Annotated in this window: 4 protein-coding genes; 1 reads left to right on the top strand and 3 read right to left on the bottom strand. The window is 42.9% G+C overall.

Features of this window, described 5'->3' with window-relative positions:
• Positions 1-202: 202 nt before the first annotated feature.
• Both F6K49_RS37025 and F6K49_RS37020 read right to left on the bottom strand, forming a co-directional pair.
• Entirely contained in the window at positions 203-1,723 is a 1,521-nt protein-coding gene (locus F6K49_RS37025) for a reverse transcriptase domain-containing protein (protein WP_293104983.1), read from the bottom strand.
• 783 nt (positions 1,724-2,506) lie between these two features.
• A complete protein-coding gene (locus F6K49_RS37020) occupies positions 2,507-2,890 on the bottom strand; it encodes a hypothetical protein (RefSeq protein WP_293104980.1) in 384 nt (127 codons plus the stop codon).
• A gap of 226 nt (positions 2,891-3,116) precedes the next feature.
• On the opposite strand from F6K49_RS37020, the gene F6K49_RS37015 reads away from it, so the two are divergent.
• Positions 3,117-3,392: a hypothetical protein gene (locus F6K49_RS37015; protein WP_293104974.1), complete on the top strand. Its 276-nt coding sequence runs from the start codon at positions 3,117-3,119 to the stop codon at positions 3,390-3,392.
• A gap of 41 nt (positions 3,393-3,433) precedes the next feature.
• Here F6K49_RS37015 and F6K49_RS37010 read toward each other — a convergent pair whose 3' ends face one another.
• Positions 3,434-3,631: a hypothetical protein gene (locus F6K49_RS37010; RefSeq protein WP_366514273.1), complete on the bottom strand. Its 198-nt coding sequence runs from the start codon at positions 3,629-3,631 to the stop codon at positions 3,434-3,436.
• Between the last annotated feature and the right edge of the window lie 118 nt (positions 3,632-3,749).

Here is a 3,749-nt window from a genome sequence, read left to right as displayed (position 1 = left end):
TATAGCTTCCAACGGGTTGTATTTACAGAAGCCGCATCAGCCAGAGAGCGTTTGGCTTGACTTAGTATGCGCTTCAAAATGCTAGGCTTTTTAGACAGGAAAAGCTCAATGTCTTGGTTAGATTTATTACGGTCGATGTCCCCTATTACGGGGAGCACCTCCGCTCCAGAACCGTGCATGAAACTTTCGCCTCACACGGCTCCTAGGTATCTTTTTGACTCCAGTGTAACTGCTGGTGGCAGCTTCGATGAACTGCTAATAGGTTCTTTTTTGACCAGTTGTCGTGGTTTTCATCTATGTGATGAAGATGTACATCCTCGTCTTCCGTGAACCTTAACCCGCAATATCCGCAGGAATGGCTTTGCTTTTTCAAAGCTTCTGACGTAGCGTTGGAGTATAGGCGTGAATTCCGCTGACTCCAATACACCAGGTCACCATCGTAGGGTGACTTGGTGCCCCTTACGTTCACGTGTTGGTTTTGTTTATACCCTACTTTTGGGAATGCTTTTTTACATAGTTCATTAGCTCTATACCGACTTACTTTCTTTTCCTTTAGGAATTTTCGGTGGGCAGTGTTGCGCATGAACCACAAAGAATCCCGAGCGCTGCTCATATCGCAGCTATTATGGTAGTTCCGCCATCCACGTACAATGGATGCTAGTTTCTCGGCTTTTACTTTAGCGCCATAATTCGAGTTGTTAACAACGGCTTTAATCTTCTTCCGTATATTCCGGTGGTTTTCCTCTGAGGGAATTGACCGGAATTTTCCGTTTTTCTGGACTCGAAAATTCCACCCCAGGAAGTTAAATCCGTCTGTCGCTTTAGTCAGCTTGGTCTTTTCTTCGCTGATTTCCATCCCGCGTTCTGCTAGGAAGACTTTGACTTTGTCTAATATCTTCGTGGCATTGTCTTTTGGCTTTAGGATAAATACCATGTCATCGGCGTACCTCAGACTAGTGTGTATGTCCTCTATTCCGTCGAGTGCGATGTTAGCTAGAAGAGGGCTGACCACTCCCCCTTGAGGGGTTCCTTGTTCGAGGAATTCAGGGAATTCAGGGAACTCTAGGTTTACCCCGGCTTTAAGGCAGCGGAATATTCCCGTTTTTATAGATGTGGGGGCTATAACCCTCTCCATTATTGAGGTATGGGAGATACGGTCAAAGCACTTTTTGATGTCTAATTCGATGACCCTTTTTGTGATTCCGTTTTTGTCGGATTTTAGGTGGTTGAATAGGCGTTTTTGAACGTCTTGGGCGCACCTTCCTGTTCGGAATCCGTAACTATCTTTGCTGAATCCTGCTTCGTGAGCTGGCTCCAGCGCGAATTTAATTAGACACTGCCAGGCTCTGTCATTGATGGTCGGTATTTTCAACATCCTTATTTTCCCATTCTTTTTAGGTATAGGGATTTCACGTAGTCCGCTATGTTTCCAGTCGTGGCCATAGTGGTTCAATGTTTCTACCAATTCCATTCGTTGTCTGTAATTGAGGCTTGACAGGCCATCAATTCCAGCCGTTCTTTTCCCTTTATTTAGTTGTGTTACCTGACGGACAGCCAAAAGTTGGGCAGCGCGGGATTTCAGAATCAGTTTCTGTAACGACCGTGCCTTCTTCCGGTCACCGGCTCGAACTGCTTTATATACTCTCTTTTGTAGGCGGAAAAGATTTTGGCGGAGTTTTTTCCACTTTTGGCTTTTCCAGAGGTCGCTATATCGTTTTGACATGCGTCTACCTATGCTCTCCTAAGGTTTGTATATTTTGATACCCGCAGTCAGTTATTCGACTGCATCTTACCCGACAGTGAGGATTAGGCTTGGCATAGCTTACTGAGGTTTCGACCTTTCCACAGACTCATTGTTGCTGTCGTTTTTACTCGTTCCGTCTGTTAGATTATTTTGACGATTTAGGGCAGTCCAATTTGCCTACTCTTTCCTCGAAGATTACGGATATCCAGGCAAAAACTCCGTGAGGATAAAAGAGTGAAGTCTCGCATTGCTAGTCAGATTGCGGCTTTGTAATAAGACACTTTTTCAGGACTTTTGCTACTGTTACCCATGTCGCCTCCCTTTTAGCGGCAGTGTGGCACATCTGAATTACCTCTGATTCCGCCCTGATGCCAGCGTCACTCTGATAGGTTGCCGCCTATCTCGGTGTGGCCAGATAAGGAGTCACATATCTTCTAATGGAGTGGACTTTCACCACTATTCAACAGACAGTTAGGTTTGAGGATTTTTACCTCGCGCCCCTAAGTCGTACCTCTCCCTCTTACGGGAGGCTCTTACTTAGAACGAGCCGCACTGCCTGACTACATAAAGGTTGCACTCCAGGAAAAGTCTACGGAATTCGAATGTTCCCTCGAAGCTACCATTGAAATGGCAATTTCCAACTTCCTAGACGAAGAAGCATTGAGCTTTGAGGATTGTTTACTCGCTCAACGTCTGAAAAATAAGAATCAAAATTGTCGATAAATAGAATAACTAAAGCGATTACGAATTTGTCCCTGTAACTCAATCCGAATCTAAACACTCACGCTGCCGTTGTCCCATTTTATAAGCACAGAGATTGTATATATATCTGGCGCGAGTTTTGAGAATGGTCAATTGATCCGCCTTTCCCAACAAGTCATCTAACTCAGCCACCTCATCAGTGCAGAGCAATGATTCTACATTTCTGGCCACTAAATCATCCAAACGAGTTTGATCTGCCACAGCCAATTTACAAGTTGCCAGTGCTTCTAACTCATCTACACTCAAACCAAGTAAACACTCCTCATCCAACCCTAATGGATTAGCGAGTCGAGAATAGGTGTTCCAATCCAATAAAACCCCAACTCGTTCTCCCTGCTCATTCGTGACATACTGTAATAAACTTGTCATATCAAAAACCTTCATAAGACAATGTAATCCTATCTTAGCCCGTTTTGTGTACCTGATGGTTATGCAAACCGCCGTAAGTTATGTTCCAGAAATGGAATTTTACCTAAATAAAGTAGTAGATGAATATGAGTTGATTGAATTTTGATATCAAACCCTCGATTTAAGATGTGAAACCTTAAACTATCCTGATAGTCAAGCCGAAGCATTTGTAATGATAAATGACTATGACATAGGTTTTCCTATGGATATAACTATTTCCTATACAAAGGGAGTTTCACTAGGGAAAGACTATTTGTGGTTAGCGAAGCTTCTGGCTAGGCATTATCAAACTATGGTAGCAACAGATTTACCAGAAGGACATCCGGACAAAATGAATCCCTATTGTTGGTGTGTAGCAGAACCAAACGGTTATTTATTAGAAATGCTGGAAGATCTTTCAGATGTCGAAGACAGAGAAGGGTTGCTCCTAAATAGCGATTCCAAGAAATTACTTACTACAGTCGGGAAATTGGCTTAACAACCACTGGCTTTACTTGATCGGATTCAGCCCTTTTCTTCTTATGCTTGCTCAATGCCCAACTCAGAGTAAAGTTCTTCAATGGTTTGAGGTTTGATTTTTCCAGCCTTAGACTCCTCAATTGCATCCAGCAGGCGCATTGCATTGGTAGGGCTTCTTAACAGATAAACTGTCTCTACTAAACTCCTCAAATCAGATTCTGTAATCAAAGCAACATTCTCCCCATCACGACGATTTATGATATATACCTGATTATTTTATGCAACTATATCCAACAACTTAAAGAAGTTATTTATAGCATCGTTTGCAGATGTTATTTCGTAATAAAACATCAGTTTATGTAAAGATTTACCTACA

It is taken from the genome of Moorena sp. SIO3I6 (assembly GCF_010672095.1).
The sequence above is the reverse complement of the archived record's forward strand: the minus strand, read 5'-3'. Positions and strand labels throughout refer to the sequence as shown.

What these genes read in the sequence shown, in the direction of transcription:
- F6K49_RS37020 (WP_293104980.1), bottom strand. Translation starts at nt 2,890, where the DNA reads ATGAAGGTTTTTGATATGACAAGTTTATTACAGTATGTCACGAATGAG.
- F6K49_RS37025 (WP_293104983.1), bottom strand. Translation starts at nt 1,723, where the DNA reads ATGTCAAAACGATATAGCGACCTCTGGAAAAGCCAAAAGTGGAAAAAA.
- F6K49_RS37015 (WP_293104974.1), top strand. Translation starts at nt 3,117, where the DNA reads ATGGATATAACTATTTCCTATACAAAGGGAGTTTCACTAGGGAAAGAC.